Annotated in this window: 21 protein-coding genes; 13 read left to right on the top strand and 8 right to left on the bottom strand. The window is 37.3% G+C overall.

All coding sequences use genetic code 11. The features are described from left to right. Positions 1-57 precede the first annotated feature (57 nt). Positions 58-1416: an acyl-CoA dehydrogenase family protein gene (locus HHL20_RS14260; RefSeq protein ID WP_169231839.1), complete on the bottom strand. Its 1359-nt coding sequence runs from the start codon at positions 1414-1416 to the stop codon at positions 58-60. Between the two features lie 204 nt (positions 1417-1620). On the opposite strand from HHL20_RS14260, the gene HHL20_RS14255 reads away from it, so the two are divergent. Beyond that, on the top strand, positions 1621-2529 hold the full coding sequence (locus HHL20_RS14255) for a DUF4349 domain-containing protein (RefSeq protein ID WP_169231838.1): 909 nt from the start codon (positions 1621-1623) through the stop codon (positions 2527-2529). A gap of 167 nt (positions 2530-2696) precedes the next feature. Here HHL20_RS14255 and HHL20_RS14250 read toward each other — a convergent pair whose 3' ends face one another. Next, on the bottom strand, positions 2697-4127 hold the full coding sequence (locus tag HHL20_RS14250; RefSeq protein ID WP_169231837.1) for a glycoside hydrolase family 125 protein: 1431 nt from the start codon (positions 4125-4127) through the stop codon (positions 2697-2699). Between the two features lie 181 nt (positions 4128-4308). On the opposite strand from HHL20_RS14250, the gene pgi reads away from it, so the two are divergent. The 9 genes from pgi (at position 4309) to HHL20_RS14205 (ending at position 11706) form a co-directional block, all read left to right on the top strand. Further along, entirely contained in the window at positions 4309-5949 is a 1641-nt protein-coding gene (gene pgi / locus HHL20_RS14245) for a glucose-6-phosphate isomerase (RefSeq protein WP_169231836.1), read from the top strand. A gap of 41 nt (positions 5950-5990) precedes the next feature. After that, positions 5991-6209, top strand: coding sequence for a hypothetical protein (locus tag HHL20_RS14240; RefSeq protein ID WP_169231835.1), 219 nt, complete (start codon positions 5991-5993; stop codon positions 6207-6209). Beyond that, positions 6199-6495, top strand: coding sequence for a type II toxin-antitoxin system RelE/ParE family toxin (locus HHL20_RS14235; RefSeq protein ID WP_169231834.1), 297 nt, complete (start codon positions 6199-6201; stop codon positions 6493-6495). Before HHL20_RS14240 ends, HHL20_RS14235 begins: the two co-directional genes overlap by 11 nt. A 20-nt stretch (positions 6496-6515) precedes the next feature. Beyond that, the gene (locus tag HHL20_RS14230; RefSeq protein ID WP_169231833.1) at positions 6516-7400 is read left to right on the top strand and encodes a bifunctional 5,10-methylenetetrahydrofolate dehydrogenase/5,10-methenyltetrahydrofolate cyclohydrolase; all 885 of its coding nucleotides are present in this window, start codon (positions 6516-6518) and stop codon (positions 7398-7400) included. 7 nt (positions 7401-7407) lie between these two features. Beyond that, positions 7408-8037 (top strand): 7-carboxy-7-deazaguanine synthase QueE, encoded by a 630-nt coding sequence (locus tag HHL20_RS14225; protein WP_169231832.1) that lies wholly within the window; start codon positions 7408-7410, stop codon positions 8035-8037. Positions 8038-8077: 40 nt separating this feature from the next. Beyond that, on the top strand, positions 8078-9448 hold the full coding sequence (locus tag HHL20_RS14220; protein WP_169231831.1) for an exopolysaccharide biosynthesis polyprenyl glycosylphosphotransferase: 1371 nt from the start codon (positions 8078-8080) through the stop codon (positions 9446-9448). 94 nt (positions 9449-9542) lie between these two features. Further along, on the top strand, positions 9543-10295 hold the full coding sequence (locus HHL20_RS14215; protein WP_072884379.1) for an MlaE family ABC transporter permease: 753 nt from the start codon (positions 9543-9545) through the stop codon (positions 10293-10295). Beyond that, the gene (locus tag HHL20_RS14210) at positions 10296-11102 is read left to right on the top strand and encodes an ABC transporter ATP-binding protein (RefSeq protein ID WP_169231830.1); all 807 of its coding nucleotides are present in this window, start codon (positions 10296-10298) and stop codon (positions 11100-11102) included. Then, on the top strand, positions 11095-11706 hold the full coding sequence (locus tag HHL20_RS14205) for an outer membrane beta-barrel protein (RefSeq protein WP_169231829.1): 612 nt from the start codon (positions 11095-11097) through the stop codon (positions 11704-11706). Before HHL20_RS14210 ends, HHL20_RS14205 begins: the two co-directional genes overlap by 8 nt. A gap of 34 nt (positions 11707-11740) precedes the next feature. Here HHL20_RS14205 and HHL20_RS14200 read toward each other — a convergent pair whose 3' ends face one another. Both HHL20_RS14200 and HHL20_RS14195 read right to left on the bottom strand, forming a co-directional pair. Beyond that, entirely contained in the window at positions 11741-12055 is a 315-nt protein-coding gene (locus tag HHL20_RS14200; protein WP_169231828.1) for a hypothetical protein, read from the bottom strand. 99 nt (positions 12056-12154) lie between these two features. Then, positions 12155-12961, bottom strand: coding sequence for a M48 family metallopeptidase (locus HHL20_RS14195; protein ID WP_169231827.1), 807 nt, complete (start codon positions 12959-12961; stop codon positions 12155-12157). 105 nt (positions 12962-13066) lie between these two features. Between HHL20_RS14195 and HHL20_RS14190 the strand changes: the two genes are divergently transcribed. After that, the gene (locus HHL20_RS14190) at positions 13067-13615 is read left to right on the top strand and encodes a DUF4251 domain-containing protein (protein WP_169231826.1); all 549 of its coding nucleotides are present in this window, start codon (positions 13067-13069) and stop codon (positions 13613-13615) included. A gap of 3 nt (positions 13616-13618) precedes the next feature. Here HHL20_RS14190 and meaB read toward each other — a convergent pair whose 3' ends face one another. Continuing rightward, positions 13619-14602 carry a methylmalonyl Co-A mutase-associated GTPase MeaB gene (gene meaB, locus HHL20_RS14185; protein ID WP_169231825.1) on the bottom strand — a complete coding sequence of 328 codons (984 nt, stop codon included), beginning with the start codon at positions 14600-14602 and terminating at the stop codon, positions 13619-13621. A gap of 376 nt (positions 14603-14978) precedes the next feature. Here meaB and HHL20_RS14180 point away from each other — a divergent pair, with 376 nt between their 5' ends. Both HHL20_RS14180 and HHL20_RS14175 read left to right on the top strand, forming a co-directional pair. Next, entirely contained in the window at positions 14979-15272 is a 294-nt protein-coding gene (locus tag HHL20_RS14180; RefSeq protein ID WP_169231824.1) for a c-type cytochrome, read from the top strand. A 19-nt stretch (positions 15273-15291) separates the two neighbouring features. After that, positions 15292-15579 (top strand): cytochrome C, encoded by a 288-nt coding sequence (locus HHL20_RS14175; RefSeq protein ID WP_169231823.1) that lies wholly within the window; start codon positions 15292-15294, stop codon positions 15577-15579. Between the two features lie 47 nt (positions 15580-15626). Here the strand turns inward: HHL20_RS14175 and HHL20_RS14170 are convergent, their stop codons facing one another. The 3 genes from HHL20_RS14170 to HHL20_RS14160 are packed head-to-tail and all read right to left on the bottom strand — an operon-like array spanning position 15627 to position 17369. Continuing rightward, positions 15627-16136, bottom strand: a complete 510-nt coding sequence (locus tag HHL20_RS14170; RefSeq protein ID WP_169231822.1) for a tetratricopeptide repeat protein — start codon at positions 16134-16136, stop codon at positions 15627-15629. Continuing rightward, positions 16123-16821: a peptide chain release factor H gene (gene prfH, locus HHL20_RS14165; protein ID WP_169231821.1), complete on the bottom strand. Its 699-nt coding sequence runs from the start codon at positions 16819-16821 to the stop codon at positions 16123-16125. The genes HHL20_RS14170 and prfH overlap by 14 nt, the downstream gene beginning before the upstream one ends. A gap of 2 nt (positions 16822-16823) precedes the next feature. Then, entirely contained in the window at positions 16824-17369 is a 546-nt protein-coding gene (locus HHL20_RS14160) for a nucleotidyltransferase family protein (RefSeq protein WP_169231820.1), read from the bottom strand. Between the last annotated feature and the right edge of the window lie 30 nt (positions 17370-17399).

Here is a 17399-nt window from a genome sequence, read left to right as displayed (position 1 = left end):
CACAAGTACTTTAAAAACTGACTTGAAAACTAATTGACAATTGACCATTCAATAATATTATACAAACGCACTAAAACCGGTAATAGATCTCCCTACGATTAATGAATTAATTTCTTTTGTTCCTTCATAAGAATAAATAGCTTCTGCATCTGCCACGAACCTGGCCACATCATATTCTAGCAGAATACCGTTTCCGCCCATTACTTCCCGTGCCCTCGATACGACATCTCGTGTTCTCATTGTACAGAAGACTTTTGCAAGAGAAGCGTGTTCATCTTTTAAAATTCCTTCATCCTGCATTTCAGAAAGCCTGAAAACCATTGTCTGCATCGCCGTAAGATTAGACAGCATTTCTACCAAATGTCCCTGAATCATCTGGAATGAGGCGATGGGTTTACCGAACTGTTCTCTTTTTCTGGTGTAGTCTAATGCACTCTCATAAGCTCCTCTGGCGCAACCTGTCGCCATCCAGGCAACTCCTGCCCTGGTCATCTGTAAAACTTTTGCGGTATCTTTGAACGAGTTGGCATTTTGCAGCCGGTTTTCTTCAGTAATCAGGCAATCTTTTAAGGTAATTAATCCATTCTGAACGATTCGCAATGCCATTTTTCCTTTAATCTTTTCTACAGAATATCCGGGATTATCTTTTTCAACAATAAATCCTTTTACTTCACCATCATCAAGATCTCTGGCCCAGATAATAATAACATCGGCAAACGTTGCATTCCCGATCCATTTTTTCTGTCCGTTCAAAATCCATCCTTCAGGTGTTTTTTTACAGGTCACGGTTAAACCTCCTGCTGCTCCTGAACCGACTTCAGGTTCCGTTAAGCCAAACGCTCCAATTTTTTCGAATTTCTGCATTTGGGGAAGCCACTTTTGTTTTTGTTCCTCAGAACCGCAGATATAGATCGATCCCATCGAAAGGCCCGATTGTACTCCAAAAAAAGTTGCAATAGAAGCGTCTACTCTCGCCATTTCCATGGCCAGAACACCCTCCATTAAGAAAGGTAATCCCGGACAGCCATATCCTTCATAAGTGACACCACAAATATTCAGCTTTTGGAATTTTGGAATTAATTCGTGGGGAAACTCATCCCTGAGCCAGTAATGATTTACCAAAGGTTTAACTTCTTTTTCCATAAACGCCCTTACTTTAAGCTGAATCTCCCGCTGCTCCGGACTTAAGGTATGATAGATATCGTAAAAATCGCCGTCAATTGCAGGAAGTTCTTTTTTCTTTCGGTGGGGATCGAGCATTTTCATCATTCCGTTAAGCTGCTTATCATCCAGCTTAGAAAAATTTTCCATCAGCTTGGGAAGATTTACCTTTTGAGAAATGGCACTCAGCTGGTCAAAGTCTATGGATCGGAATAACTCAATTGCATTTCTGATTTTGGAAAAAGTATTTGACATAATTCTTTGTGTGTTTGATTTGTAAAAAGACAAGCAAAAATTAATCCGAAAATGAGGTACCTGAATAGCCGCTGTTTTACAAATATTTAATTATCAAATATTTAAAAAGCAATTTCTGTTTACAAATTGTTTACTCCTCATTTCCAACCATTACAAAAGATTCAGCCGGAACTTTGGATTAAGCAAACATTAAAAATCAATATTATGAAAACAACCTACATCAGATTATCATTGGCAGCCGCGTTATTATTGGGAATATATTCCTGCAAAAAAGGAGAAGCGGCATCGAGCGATCTTGAGGCGTACGCGAATACAGACAGTACAGCAGAAATGGTTTCAGACAGCATTTCTTCCGTTGCTACGATGAAAGTAAAAGATAAGCAATTCATTAAAACTGCCGATGTAAACATGGAAGTGAAAGATGTTTACGAAACAACGGTTTCTATCGAAAAATCGGTACAGGAACTTGGAGGCTTTGTTACACACAGCAACCTGCAAAGTAATGTCGTTTCGGAAAATACGTATAATACGTCAGATGAAAATGCTGTACTCGTTAAGAAATATCAGACAGAAAACAGGATGCAGCTAAGAGTTCCTACTGAACGGCTGGGTGAACTTCTTACGCTCATCAATGATAAAAAACTGTTTCTCAATTCAAGGCAAATTAATGCGGAAGATGTAACCTCAAGCATCAAATACGCAAAGCTCGAAAGCAAAAGAATTGAAAAAAACAGCAAAAATATCTCCACACTGAAAACTGATAAAGATAAACTAAAGCTCGACAATGAAAATATGGCCGAAGGAAATCAGCAGCAGCTGGCAAATATGGATGTTACTGATAACCTTAAATACAGTACCGTTGATATTTACATCAAAGAACCGAAAATCAGGACCGCTGAAATTGCCATTACCAATACTAAGAGTATTGATGATAAATATAAATTTGATTTTCTGTACAGTGCAAAATCTGCTTTTGTAGAAGGATATTATTTAATTCAGAAAATTTTCGTGGGGTTAATCACGATCTGGCCGATACTATTAATCGGAGCTACAATTCTATATTTTGCAAGAAAACGAAAAACTGTTAAAAAGCACCCGAAAACAGAAGCATAGCTATCCTAATCTGCGGATTATCTATATATTTAAAATTTTACAGGCTTTTATTTTATCGCGAGGGTTTATCAGTTAACATTTCCTAAAAACAAAAGTAACTTTTGCATTAAATAAAACAAGCTTTTCAGCAAAAAAGAAATCTCCAGCCAAACTGGAGATTTTTATGTCTAAAACGTTCTCTTTAAAATTTCAGGTTTAGTTTTATAAAGATGAACAATCAGCTCTCCAAAAAGTGTATTGGCCCATGCAAACCAGGACCTTGTGAAATCTTTAGGATTATCAACATCAAAAGACTCATGGATAAATCCTGTTCCGGCATGAGTTGCTTTCAGCATTTTTAAACAGGAAATAATTTCCTCATCGTTATCGGTTGTCAAAGCCTGCATAATCAGACCAAGCGGCCAGATTTTATGTTCCCCGATATGTGGTCCACCGATTCCTTTGGCAAATTTCCCCTCGCTAAACCATGGATTTGCTTTACTTAAAGAAAACTTGCGGGTATTTTTATATATTTCATCTTCGTTCGATCGGTATCCCAGATACGGTATTGACAAGAGATTAGGAACATTCGCATCATCCATAAATAAAGCATTTCCGAAACCGTCGATTTCCAATGCATAAATTTTACCCGCTTCAGGATGATTCAAAATTGCATATTTCTGAATAGCTTCATTCACTTCTTCAGCTAAATTTTTAAATTGCTCAGAAGATTTTTCATCTCTAAAAATCTTTGAGAAAATTTCTGCAGTTTCCCGTAAAGAAACTACAGCAAACATATTCGAAGAAATCAAAAACGGATAAAAAGTAGCATCATCCGACGGACGGAACATAGAATGAATCAAACCTATTTTCTTTGTTGGATTTCCGTATCCTCCGGCAAATTGTGTGTCTAAAGGATTTCCATTGGACCGCTGGAATCTGTATGGACCTTTTGAGTCTTTTCTCTGCTGCTCTTTAAAAGTCTGCAAAATTAAAAACATTGCTTTTTTCCAATCCGCATCAAATACAGAATCATCGCCTGTTGTTTTCCAGTAGTTGTAAGACAATCTCATGACATAACACAAGGAATCAATTTCCCACTTCCGTTCATGAATTCCGGGTTTCATTTGTGTGGAATCATCTTTCCATTCACTTATTTTCGCTTTATCATCAAAAAATGCATTAGCATAAGGATCGAGAAGAACGCATTCGACCTGTTTATTAATAACCCCTTTCAGAAGGCTTTTCAACTCTTTATCTTCATTAGCAAGACCTAAATAGGGATAAACCTGCGCAGAAGAATCGCGAAGCCACATCGCATCAATGTCGCCTGTGATTACATATGTGTAAGGTTTATTGTCCTTCAGGTAAAATTTTACGGTTGTATCCAAAGTATTCGGAAAACAGTTTTCAAACATCCACGCCAATTCTTCATCAGCTATTGATTTTTTGATGGTCTTGATTGTTTTCTCAACAGCCTCAGAAGTGAATTTTCTTTGGGAAATTGCCGGTCGTTTAGAAATATACTCTTCTGCATAAATAAATTTTACAGAAGCCGGCAAAGCAAAAAGGCCCAACCCTAATGATGACTTTTTTATAAAATTGCGTCTGGTGATCATCAGTTAAATTTGACTTAAAAATACTGATTTTAAGCGTAACCTTAACTTATGAGCTGATTTTTAATCATCCATTAACATCATTGAACTAAAATTCCGTAAATTTGCAAATCAATATTTTTGCATGAGGATTTGGCATTCAAATCCTGAATCCCAAAATCACAAAACCCTAATTTCTAAATATATGCTATCAAAAATAAATCCTACTCAAACCAATAGCTGGAAAGCATTAGACGAGCAATTTGCCAACAATGATTTTGATTTGAGAAGTCTTTTCCAATATAATCCCAATCGTTTCAATGAATTTTCAATCAAAAGACCTAATTTTTTGTTTGATTATTCTAAAAACCTAATCGATTCCAAAACAAAAAACCTTCTTTTAGATCTTGCAGAAGAATGTGAGTTAAAAGACGCGATTACCAAGATGTTTTCAGGAGACAAGATCAACGAAACAGAGGGAAGAGCCGTTCTGCATACTGCTCTGAGAGATTTTTCAGATAAGGAAATTTTAGTAGACGGAGAAAATATCAAACCTCAGATCAGAAGAGTTCTGGACCATATGAAATCTTTTTCCGAAAGTATTATTTCAGGTGAACATAAAGGATTTAGCGGTAAAGAAATTACCGACGTGGTGAACATCGGGATCGGAGGTTCAGATTTGGGACCAGTAATGGTGGTTTCGGCTTTAAAACATTTTAAAACAAGGTTAAACGTTCATTTTGTTTCTAATGTAGACGGAAACCATATTGCAGAAGTTGTAAAAAACCTGAACCCTGAAACAACGTTATTCATCATTGCTTCTAAAACATTTACTACCCAGGAAACAATGACAAATGCCCATTCGGCAAAAGACTGGTTTTTAAAAGCAGGAAAACAGGAAGATGTAGCGAAACACTTTGTAGCTTTATCTACTAATGTTCAAGCTGTTAAAGACTTCGGAATTGCAGAAGAAAACATTTTCGAATTCTGGGACTGGGTTGGCGGAAGATACTCTTTATGGAGTGCCATCGGCTTAAGTATTGTTCTTGCCGTGGGCTACGAAAACTTTGAGCAATTGCTGAAAGGAGCTTACGATACAGACCAACACTTCCAGACTGCAGATTTCGCAGAAAATATTCCTGTTTTAATGGGCCTTTTAGGAATATGGTACCGTAATTTTTATGCTGCAACAACATATGCTATTCTTCCGTATTCTCAGTATTTAGACCGTTTTCCGGCGTATTTCCAGCAGGGAGATATGGAAAGTAACGGAAAATGTGTAGACAGAAACGGCGAATTTGTAGAGTATGAGACAGGGCCGATTATCTGGGGAGAACCGGGAACAAACGGACAGCATGCTTTTTATCAGTTGATTCATCAGGGAACAGAGCTGATTCCTGCAGACTTTATTGCATATGCAAAAAGCCCAAACAAAGTTTCTGATCATCAGGATAAATTATTAGCCAATTTCTTCGCTCAGACTGAAGCACTTGCCTTCGGAAAAACAGAAGAAGAAGTTGAAGTAGAATTAAAAGCTTCAGGAAAATCTGATGAAGAAATTGATTTCCTTTTAAATTATAAGGTTTTTCACGGAAATACGCCAACCAACTCCATCATATTCACCGAACTAACTCCTTTTTCATTAGGTCAGTTAATAGCATTGTACGAGCATAAAATTTTCGTTCAGGGTGTGATCTGGAATATTTTCAGTTTCGACCAGTTCGGGGTTGAATTGGGGAAAGTTTTAGCGAACAAAATATTACCGGAACTTGAAAATAATGAGACTGTTAGTGCTCATGATTCTTCAACAAACGGACTGATTAATTATTATAAGGCAAACAAATAAATATTGCTGATTTTCATTAATTTTGATAAAAAATAAAAGATATGAGTACCATTACAATACATCTGAAAAATAAAGAAGAAGAAACTTTAATGGAAAATCTTTTGAAAAGAATGAAAATTAGCTTTGAAAAAAATGAGGATGATTTTGAATTGACGGATGAAATGAAAAGAGTGATTGATGAAGCTTTAAAACAAGACAGATCACAATCGGTAGATGCATTCGAATCGTTAAAGAGAATTTCCGAAAAGTATGGCATTTAAAATTTTAGTTTCTCCTATTGCAAACAATAATATTGATGATGCTATTAAATATTATAAACTGCAATCTCAATCTGCAGCTAAAAGTTTTAAGAAAAAATTATTAGATGCTTATAAATCTTTGCAGATAAATCCTTTTTTCGCAGTTAAATATAAAGATGTAAGGGCAATTCCTTTAAAGAAACTGCCTTATTTAGTTTTATTTGATGTAGATGAAAAAGAAAAAATCGTAAATATCCTCTCCGTTTTCTGCACTCATCAGAATCCGGAAAATATCCTTAAAATCTAATAAAAAGTAATAAAGTAAAAATGGCAGAAATTCTTGACGGATTAAAAGTATCCAAAGAAATAAAACAGGAAATCAAAGCTGAAGTTGAAAAAATCATTGCAAGTAAAAGAAGAGCGCCGCACTTGGTAGCCATTCTTGTTGGAAACAACGGAGCGAGCAAGGCATACGTTAATGCCAAGGTGAAAGATTGTGAAGAGGTTGGTTTTCAATCAAGCTTAGTGAAGTTTCCAAGCACGGTTTCTGAATCTGAATTATTGGAAAAAATCGATGAATTAAATAAATCAAAAGCCGTTGACGGATTTATCGTTCAATTGCCTTTGCCAGATCAGATCGATCAGGAAAAAATCATTAATGCGATCGATCCAAGAAAAGATGTAGATGGCTTCCACCCGGAAAACTTCGGGAAAATGGCTTTGGAAATGGATACGTTCTTACCTGCGACACCATTTGGAATTCTAACATTATTGGAAAGATATAATATTGAAACGAAAGGTAAAGACTGCGTCATCATCGGAAGAAGTAAGATCGTAGGAAGACCGATGAGTATCCTGATGGGAAGAAAAGATTTCCCTGGAAATTCTACCGTTACTTTAACGCACTCTTACACAAAAGACATCGAAGAATATACAAAAAAAGCAGACATTGTGATCACGGCATTGGGCGACCCGCACTTCCTGAAAGGAGATATGATTAAAGAAGGTGCAGTGATTGTTGACGTAGGAATTACAAGAGTAGACAATGATTCTCCAAAAGGATATTACCTGGCAGGCGACGTTGATTTCGATAGCTGTGCCGCAAAAGCCAGCTGGATCACACCAGTTCCGGGAGGAGTGGGACCTATGACAAGAGCAATGTTGATGAAAAACACCATCATTGCTTACAAAACTTCGGTCTATAACGACTAATTTTAAAATGGATTTAGTAGAAGATATATTATTAAAAGAAGGTAAAATGCTCCCTGTAATGGAGCATTTTTACACTCTTCAGGGAGAAGGGGCATACACAGGGAAAGCGGCTTATTTTATAAGACTGGGAGGCTGCGATGTCGGGTGCCATTGGTGTGATGTAAAGGAAAGCTGGGACCCGAATTTACATCCGTTGATGAATGCAGAGGAAATTGCGGAAACCGCAGCAAAACACTGTAAGACAATTGTCTTGACGGGAGGAGAACCATTGATGTGGAATCTTGATGTTTTAACAGGAAAACTAAAAGCTTTAGGATGCTCCATCCATATTGAAACATCCGGTGCTTATCCGCTGAGCGGACAGATCGACTGGATCACTTTATCCCCTAAAAAAACAGGATTGCCAAAAGAAGAAATCTACCAGAAAGCACATGAACTGAAAGTGATTGTGTTTAATAATAACGACTTTAAATTTGCCCAGGAACAGGCCGCAAAAGTATCTGAAAACTGTACGCTATATCTTCAGAGCGAATGGAGCAAAAGGGATGAAATGTATCCTAAAATCACAGACTTTATTCTTCAGCATCCTGAATGGAGAGCTTCAGTACAGACCCACAAATATCTGAATATTCCGTAAAAATATGTAAATTAGCTTCCGTATCCGTTAATCCCGATAGATGCAGAGAATACGATATTCCAGATATGTGAAATCGATCATTGTTTTGCTTGACCTTATGGTTATTGCATCTATCTTCATATTCTTTTTTTTAACGAGGAACGAGAATCTGAAATACAATGAGGAAACCTGGTATCAGAATTTATTTTCTCTAATGTTATTATTTTTGTTCTGGATGCTCCTGAGCAGCAGAACAAGAATCTACAACATTCCGAGAAACCTTACCTACACTTTGTTTCTGGAAAGAATCCTGATTCATTTTTTATTATTCATTCTCGGGGTACTGCTGATTGGGAAAGTGAGCTATAATGTTTTTTTTAATTCGGATATTTACTGGCTCTCCTTTTATCTTTTCTTCTTTATATTTTTAGTTAGGTCACTGATATTTTTCGGAATTAAATATGCCCGAAGTCTGGGGATCAACCACCGGAACGTCATGTTTATCCATGAAAACAGTTCTACGGAAGTACTAAAAAATATATTAAAGGAGAGAAAAGATTATGGTTACAAGATTTTCGAATTCCAAAATAAAGAAATAGAGATAGATAAACTGATAGAATTCTGGAAGAAAAACGGAATTCACACTCTGTTTATTCCTTTGGAAAATTCTTATACACCCACCACGGAAGAAGAAATTTTTAAACTGGCAGAAGCCAATAAAGTACACATTTCGCTGATCCCGAACATTACGCAAAGTGATTTTTTCCTTTATGATATGGGTTATATCCAGACACAGCCGGTTCTTAACCAGTCAAAGTATCCACTGGAATATTATTCCAATTATTTACTAAAAAGAACTTTTGATATTGTATTTTCTATTGTAGTCATGATAGGAATATGTTCCTGGCTCTTTCCTATTATTGCTGTTTTAATTAAAATAACTTCAAAAGGGCCGGTGTTCTTTATTCAGGAGAGGTATGGGTTTCATGAAGAGGTTTTTAAATGCATTAAATTCCGTACGATGGTTGTTAATGATGAGTCTTCAACGAAAACAACACAGGAAAATGATGTAAGAATTACGCCTTTCGGAAAGTTTTTAAGGAAAACCAGTCTTGATGAAATGCCGCAGTTTCTGAATGTTTTAAAAGGCGACATGTCTATTGTGGGGCCGAGACCTCATATGCTTGCGGTAGATAATTATTACAAGCCGAAAATAGGTCGCTACAGCCTCAGGAGCATGGTAACGCCGGGAATTACAGGGCTCGCCCAGGTAAACGGGCTGCGTGGTGATGCAGGCGATGTAGAGGTAGAAATGAACAAAAGAGTTTTAGCAGATTCTTTTTACGTTAGAAACTGGAGCTTCATGCTGGATCTGGTCATCATTCTGAAAACAGTTTTGCTGGTAATCGGCGGAGATAAAAATGCAAAATAAAGATTTTGGTCTACATTATGATATAATGAATATGATAGAGCCTGGTCTTGCCTCATTCTATAATTAATAAATAAAAAAAGTCTAATTTAGCAGAATGTTAAAAAAGTTTTTTACAGCAGTCGGAGAATATATAATCCTTCTCGGTAAATCTATGCAGAAGCCACAGAAAATGAAAGTTTTCTGGAAACTTCTCATGAGAGAAATAAATGACCTGGGCGTCAATTCATTTGGGCTTGTTATTTTTACTTCTATATTCGTAGGAGCAGTTGTGGCCATCCAGATGTTCAATAATTTTGATGCTTCATCATTCCCTATACCCCCTTCATTTGTAGGATATGCTACAAAAGCTGTTCTCGTTCTTGAATTTTCACCAACTATCATAAGTCTTATTCTGGCTGGTAAAGTAGGTTCTTATATCGCGTCCAGTATCGGAACCATGAGGGTTTCCGAACAGATTGACGCCTTGGATATTATGGGCGTAAACTCTCCCAATTTTCTTATTTTCCCCAAAATCGTTGCATGCGTTATTTTTAACCCGTTATTAATTGCCATCAGTATCGTTTTCGGTATCGGTGGAGGGTATATAGCAGGAATTTTAACGGGAAACTGGACCACCAATGATTATATTGTAGGTATCCAGATGTATATGCCGAACCTGTTTATTTATTATGCATTTACAAAAACGATTGTTTTCGCTTTTATTATCGCAACAGTCCCTTCATATTTCGGATATAATGTAAAAGGAGGATCTTTGGAAGTTGGTAGAGCAAGTACACAGGCCGTAGTCTGGACAATGGTATTCATTATCCTTTCAGAATTACTATTAACCCAATTAATATTAAGCTAAATGATTGAGGTAAAAGATCTTAAAAAAAGTTTTGATGAAGTTGAAGTACTTAAAGGCATTTCAACCAGTTTCGATAAAGGAAAGGTAAACCTCATCATAGGGCAGAGTGGATCCGGAAAAACGGTATTCCTTAAAAGTCTGCTGAATGTATACCAACCTACCTCAGGAGAAATACTTTTTGACGGTAAAGACATCAATGTGATGTCAAGGGAAGAGAAACAGCACCTTCGCTCCGAGATCGGAACAGTTTTCCAGGGAAGTGCCTTGTTTGATTCTTTAACGGTGGAAGAAAATATCATGTTCCCGCTCGATATGTTTACCAATTTAACATTCAGGGAAAAGAAAAGAAGGGTTTTTGAAGTTATCGGAAGAGTACATCTTGATAAAGCCAACAGAAAATTTCCTTCAGAAATTTCCGGAGGTATGCAGAAGCGTGTAGCAATTGCCAGAGCAATTGTGAATAATCCCAAATATCTTTTTTGTGATGAACCGAATTCCGGGCTGGATCCGTACACGTCTAATGTGATTGATGATCTCTTACTTGAAATTACGCAGGAATATAACACTACGACCATCATCAATACCCACGATATGAACTCTGTAATGACAATTGGCGAGAAAATTGTATATCTGAGATTAGGGATCAAAGAATGGGAAGGCAATAAAGACATTCTGATTACTGCAGGCAATAAAAATCTCATCGATTTTGTATATTCATCAGAATTATTTAAAGAACTGAGAGAGTATTTGCTTGAAAACAATAAAACTATTGATAATACGATTACAAAAATAGAAGATAATGAATAAGATTCTTAGTACGGCATTTTTAGGATTTTCCCTATTTGCTTCTGCACAGATCTCTCTGGCAGGTAAGGCGAATTTAATATTCCCAACAGGATCACCTTCGTGGCAGAATATTAAAGGTACGGTAAACCAAGCCATTGAAGGCGAAGGTGAAAACAATGCAGGTTTCAACGTAGGTCTTTCATTGAAAGTGGGGTTGCCGACCTCATTTTTCCTGATGCCCGAATTGTACTATACCAACTTTAAAAATGAATTTACAGCAGCTAATACAACCTTTGATATCAAAAGCAGCAGACTCGACCTGCCTGTTCTTGTAGGATATAATATCTTAGGAAATACGCTGGGCGTTTTTGTAGGTCCTGTAGCCAGTTATAATTTAGCGAAAGAGGATACTTTTAATGATTTCAGAGAAAATGCAAGAGACAATTTTACCGTAGGATATCAGTTTGGTGCCCAGGTTGAAATCTCTAAACTGATCCTGAATGCCAGATATGAAGGCGCCTTCAGTAAAGATTCCAGAAACTTTATCAACAGAGTTTCGGGGGAAGAAATACGATATGACAACAGGCCCAACCTTTTTATGGTAGGTGTTGGTTATAAATTTTAAGTAAATATCAAAAAATAACAAAATCCTCAGTTCGTCAGATCTGGGGATTTTGATTTCTGAGATCCAGCTCCGCTTCACGTCTGGCAATTTCTGCAGCTCTTTTTTCAAGATCTTCTTTCTCCTGTTGCAGCTGTTTGAATTCTCTTCTTTTCTGTTCCGCTTTTATAGCACTTCCTTTGCTTACGTAGCCTACCATTCCTCCAATAATCAACCCGATTCCGATACCGCCTAAAATACCCATGATATGAGGCATTCCCAAATCATTCAGAGTAAAATTATTAGCCGTAAGATAAAAAAGGAGAATTGATAAAGCCAAAAGAATAAGTCCTGTAATCGTTAAATTTTTCATAGTGTTGTGCTTAAATAGGTTTAAAAATTAAAATGGCCTTACCAAATTAATAAAAATTCAATAAGGCCTACTCAAGATTAAATTTCTTTTTGTAATATTTTACATTTTCCCACCTGCTGCTTTGTAATATTCCAAAGCTTTCGGTAAGTTTTTATTGATATCAGAAATTCTGGTTTCAGGATTCGGGTGAGTAGATAAGAATTCCGGCTGTCTTGCTCCTTTGGAAGCGGCTTCCATTCTTTCCCAGAAAGGAATTGCCTCTCTCGGATCGTAACCTGCCATTCCCATGATATAAAGCCCCATCTGATCTGCTTCGGATTCCTGGTTTCTTCCATATTTTAATAAAGCAACCTGTGAACCTATAGGATATACTGCTTCAAAAACATTTGCCCACTGTGCATTAGAGATGCTTCCTCCTAAAATGGCACCTCCGTATTGAGCAACCATAGCCTGCGAAATTCTTTCATTGCCATGTCCTGCCAAGGCATGTGATACCTCATGTCCCATCACTACAGCCAATCCGCTTTCCGTTTTTGTGATAGGAAGAATTCCTGTATAAACGGCAACTTTTCCACCAGGCATACACCATGCATTAAGCTCATTGCTTTGGATCAGGTTAAACTCCCATTTGTAGTTGGCCAGATCTCCGGAACGGCCAATAGACTGATAGTATCTTTCTGCTGCAGATTTTATTCTCGATCCTACATTGACCACTTTTTTCGCATCTGCTGTTCCTGTTATTACTTTGGATTTTCCTAATGTTGATTTGTACTCCTGAGCAGACATCGTCAGGATTTCTGAATTATTTGCCAGCTGTAATGAAGACCGCCCCGTGATTGGATTGGTAGTACATGCTGCAACAGTAAGAGCCACTGCTCCTATTCCTAATAAATTTATAAATTTCATAGTTCGAGTGTTATTAGTTCAACCTTTACAATTTTTATTCCAAATTAATTTCAGGGATCATATATTTGCATACAATTTGCTATTTACGTAAATATATTAATTATTATGAAAAAGTTCATCTCTATTATATGCATGCTTGGATTTGTGTTTTTCTTTGAAAACTGTTCTTCTCAGAGCAATATGGATCCTCAAGCGGTAACAGCTTTAGTAAATTCTCAGGATTTTTCCTTTCATGCCCAAAGAGCTAACCCAACCAATTATGATGTTATTAATGTTATGACTTCAATGCCCAATGCAACAGGGACAAGAATTCTTGATCTTACGGGAGGAAATTACAGCATTGATATCAGACCCAATAATCTGGAAGTGGCGCTGCCTTATTTTGGAAGAGTTTTCAATCCTACATATGGAAATCCTTCAGGCAACAGCTACAGATTCACTTCGAAAGATTTTACGGTAAATAAAAGCCAGAATAAAAAAGGAACCTGGATTGTAAGGATTAAACCCAATGATGTAAGAACAGTTGACGAAATTATCATTGAAGTTTCAAAATCCGGAAAAGCATTTACCTCTATAAGAAGCAATGACAGGCAGCCTATTTCGTATGACGGATATATTACAAAAAATGAAGAACAAAAAGTTGTTCAGCCTTAAGGCTTAATTTTCAGATAAAAATTTTTCTACAAATAATTTTGCTTCCGTGCTTGGATTAAAAACCAGTGCTGAAGCATTTTTTTTATGCTGAAGATATGCTTCTTCCAAAGAATTGCTTTTTTTCATTGCCGACAAAATGTATTCCTGAACCCAGTATTCATAACGTTTCTCTGCCTGCTGTTTCCTTACTTCTTCAAATCGGTGGGTCTTCTTTTTAAGACTTATAAATTCATTGATTTTCTGAAAAACCTCATCAAGACCTTCATTGCTCAGGGCAGAACCAAACAAAACCGGAACTTTCCAGCCTTTTTCTTTTGGAGGAATGAAATCCAGCGCCCGCTTCAGTTCGAGTCTGGTGTTTTTGGCTTTTTGAAGGTTATCCTTATCGACTTTATTAATAAAAATGAGATCGACCATTTCCATGATTCCTCTTTTGATCCCCTGAAGTTCATCTCCGCCGCCAATTATTTTTAAAAACAGAAATACATCCGTTATATCGGCAACCAACACTTCGGACTGTCCTACTCCAACGGTTTCGATAAGAATATAATCGTAACCTGCCGCTTCGCAGATCATCATGGTTTCAAAAGTAGTATTTGCAACTCCTCCCAAAAATCCTGAACTTGGAGAAGGCCGTATAAATGCGTTTTCTTCTTTTGCCAGTTCTTCCATTCTGGTTTTATCACCCAGAATACTTCCTTTATTAATGGCCGAGCTGGGATCAATAGCCAGAACCGCTACTTTTTTCCCGTTGGCAATAGCCAGTCTTCCGAAATTTTCGATAAAGGTTGATTTTCCTGCGCCCGGAACTCCGGTTACTCCTACTCTGACTGAATTTCCGGTAAAGTGCATGAGCTCTTTCAGCAATTCTTCCGCCTGCCGGCGATGTTCTTCTTTTTTACTTTCCACTAAAGTAATGGCTTTTGCAATCAGGCGTTTGTTCCCTGACCGTATTCCTTCCATTAACTCTTGTGTAGAAAATTTCATTGATTCAAAAATAGACAATTAAAAGTCAATGGTCAAGAGGATTGGTTTATTTAAATACGATTTCATTTAATTTATCATGACAAAATTGTGGGTACTTTGTTTTTTTGCTGCTAAAGCATAGAAATGACGTGTTGATGTTCTAGTTTCTAATGAAAAGACCTATACCCTAGCCCAGATCGAACGGTATGTTTGAGCTCTTTGTTATTTCGGGGTTGCGGCGGCTTTGCCGCCGCAACCCCGAAATAACAAAAAGCGAGTAGTGAGAGCTGGAAAAAGCTCCTAAAAATGCTTTATTTGTATTTCTTCTAAATTATCATACGCTTCATCGATGGAATAGGGAAATCCCTACATTTGTTTTATTCAAATAATTGACAACATGAAAAAAATCATTGCTGTAGCATCTTTTACAGCCGTTTTATTGGCTTCTTCTTGTACACCAAAAGCAACTACTGCAGCCACTCCTGCAGTCACTGTTTCTACAGCCGAACAAATCGCACAGGGAAAAACTATTTTTGAAAACTCCTGCGGAAGATGCCATAAGCTTCCGGATCCTACGTCGCGAACATCTGTACAATGGGTAGGCATCATGAATTCTATGGCGCCGAAAGCCAAGCTTACGGATGAACAGCACCAATGGGTATACGATTACATCGTTTCCGTGAAAAAATAATCACCACAAAAATATTATTATGAAAAAACTGATATTAAGCACGATAGGCTTTTCTGCATTGCTGGTATCGTGTGGACCAAAAAGCACTGCGGTAACAGGGCCTAAGTATACTTCATCCGAGCAACTGGCGCAGGGAAAGACAATTTTTGAAAATTCCTGCAACAAATGCCACGCTCTTCCTAATCCGGAAAAGCACGACGACCAGGGATGGCTAAAGACACTGAGCAGGATGGCACCGAAAGCTAAACTGAACGACGAGCAGCATCAAATGGTATATGACTATCTGATTTCCGTAAACAAGAAATAAGCAGACGGAAAGTTCTACCCAAAAATTATTACAATACAAAAGGAGACTTATTTTGTCTCCTTTTTTGTTTTCTTTTTCTTCGGTATTTTGGATTTAATGAATTTCTTACGGTCTTTCACCACATCCAGACTGTATTTTGTAAAGCAGTACTTTGCGGTTTCATCTAAAAATTTCAGCGCATTCACAAAACTGCCGCGTTTTTCGGAAAGTAAAGACCTGTAAAACCATAAGGTTGCTTTATCAATTCCCTTGATTTTTAAAGAATAATCAATCAGTTTTTCAGCTTCGTGATAATCTTCGTTATCAATAAGACAGCTGATGTAATATTGAGGGACATTCAGGTTCGTAACATCACACTGCATGGCTTCCTCAAAGTACAGCTTTGCCTTTTCATAATCGGATAACATTTCACTGTAAATTCTTCCCATGAGACAAAGACTGTCTGCATCTTCCGGATCATAGGACAGAGCATAATTGAGTGCTTCCAGACAATCCGGCAGATTGTAAGGATAATTATCCAGTGCCTCGAAGTAATATTTATTTTTAGTTAAGGTCATTATTGTAATTTTTTAATTCATTTTTCAGTTGGCCTCTCTGTTTCTTGAAAGATTTTTCCTGATAATTCTTTTTAAAATCCGTTCCCGAAAATATACGGATGGGATTTCCCCTTTGTACCTGCAAATGATTGTTCCAGGTTTCCTGCATTCTTTTTTGAAGCTGAATGATATTCTGCTCCAGTACTTTCTCTTTGAGTCTTACAATGGAAAGCTTCTTATTTTCCAGCTGCGAACGGGAATCCTGCACGAAAACACTGTGGCCGGTCGGAAGGTATGTGGCCCGAACTGCCGTGTTTACTTTATTTACATTTTGTCCGCCGCTTCCCTGGCTCCTGGCTGTCTGAAAGTGATTATCCTTTTCATTGAAACTGATTTTCGCATTGTCTTCCAGTTCAAAAATCCCTATGAACCAGTTGCTTCTTTTATGCAGCTTCCGGAAGGTACTCTTCCCGATCCAGCAAATACTTCCTAGCCAGCTTTTTAAAAATTCGTTTACACTTTTTGATTTTAAAAGAATGGTTACGGATTTAAGGGTCAGATTTTCGTCACCGTTTTCACGATGAATGATTTCATAGTCTATATTGTTATTTTTTGCCTCTTCCAGGAAGACCTTCAGAATTTTTGCAACGACCCATTGGCATTCCAAAGGTCCTTTCCCGGAGGTTATTTGTATGAGTTTTTCCATTATTATTTCGGTATTTCACTTAATTTCGGATGACCGACAGGATCAATTCCTTTTTCCAATAAATCTTTTGCCGCCATAACGGCCCAGCATTTATCACTGGAATGAATGTTTCTGTAAAATGAAAGCAAAAGATCCGGTTTGACTACGGTAAATCCATTCGCATCAACAGTTTCAAGATCGTTTCTTTCAAAAAAATCTATCGTTATTCTGTGAAATTTTCCATTTCCCATTTCCAGCGTTTTTTCATACCTGCGGAAGTTTTCCTGACTTGGCAGATGATCGTATCTGGTCCAGACCTTTTGAAAACCTTCCTGCTGAAGAATCATAACAGCTTCGGCAACATGTTCTTTCTTTACAAAAACATCAATATCCTTATGGTCATGAGCGTGCTTGTATTCCGTATGCCCTACTTCAGACATAAAATGCCAGGCCCATCCTCCTGAAATAATGACTTTATTTTTTAATTTTTCTAAAATTTCAAGTCCGCTTTGAATTCTGAATTCCGGCCAGACTTCACCGTATCTTTTTATATTATGTGGTGCTCCCATGTTGTTTGCTTTTACTACTGGTAAAACCTT

This window comes from Chryseobacterium cheonjiense (genome assembly GCF_012927265.1).
Lineage (GTDB): Bacteria > Bacteroidota > Bacteroidia > Flavobacteriales > Weeksellaceae > Chryseobacterium > Chryseobacterium cheonjiense.
The sequence above is the reverse complement of the archived record's forward strand: the minus strand, read 5'-3'. Positions and strand labels throughout refer to the sequence as shown.